Source organism: Catenulispora yoronensis (assembly GCF_039531695.1).
Taxonomy (GTDB): Bacteria; Actinomycetota; Actinomycetes; order Streptomycetales; family Catenulisporaceae; genus Catenulispora; species Catenulispora yoronensis.
On record NZ_BAAAQN010000232.1, the window covers coordinates 1 to 547 of the forward strand.

Consider the following 547-nt stretch of genomic DNA (forward strand, 5'->3'; position numbering starts at 1 on the left):
TCACCGCTGGTCATCTGAAAATTGGCCGCCTGGGGCGCGACGGGAAAGAGTGCGTGACCCGGGTGAGGAGCTACCATCTGGAGAGTGATCCGGAAATGGCCTTCCTCTGGACCTCCGCGGATAACTACGCCAACCTGCTTAACCCGGAGCTCTCCATCTCCTGCCCCTTTGTCATCACGCTGACGCTGATGGTGGAGGACCAGGTGAAGACCCAGAATGAAGCCAACATGAAATTCATGGACGTGGAGAAGAAAAGCAAAACCTCCTACGCGAAGTTTTTTCCGAACGTGATAAAGGAAATGCAGGAGTGGGGCGATATCCGCCAGCGACTGGCGACCAACCAGACCTCCCTGGTGTCCTACTTCTTTAATATCACCACGTACACCGCAGACAGCACAGAGGCCTCTCTCGCCGCTGAACAGCAGGTGCTCAACAGCTACCGTAAAGGCGGTTTCCAGCTGATCCCGGCCCGCTACCATCACCTGCGTAACTTTCTGGCCATGATGCCGTTCAAGTGTGGTGAGGGCCTGTTTAAAGAGCTGCAGGC

Annotated in this window: 1 protein-coding gene; it reads left to right on the top strand. The window is 55.9% G+C overall.

Annotation, left to right across the window (positions count from 1 at the left end):
• On the top strand, window positions 1–547 hold a 547-nt coding region (locus ABD481_RS47020), incomplete at both ends, for a TraC family protein (RefSeq protein WP_344672384.1).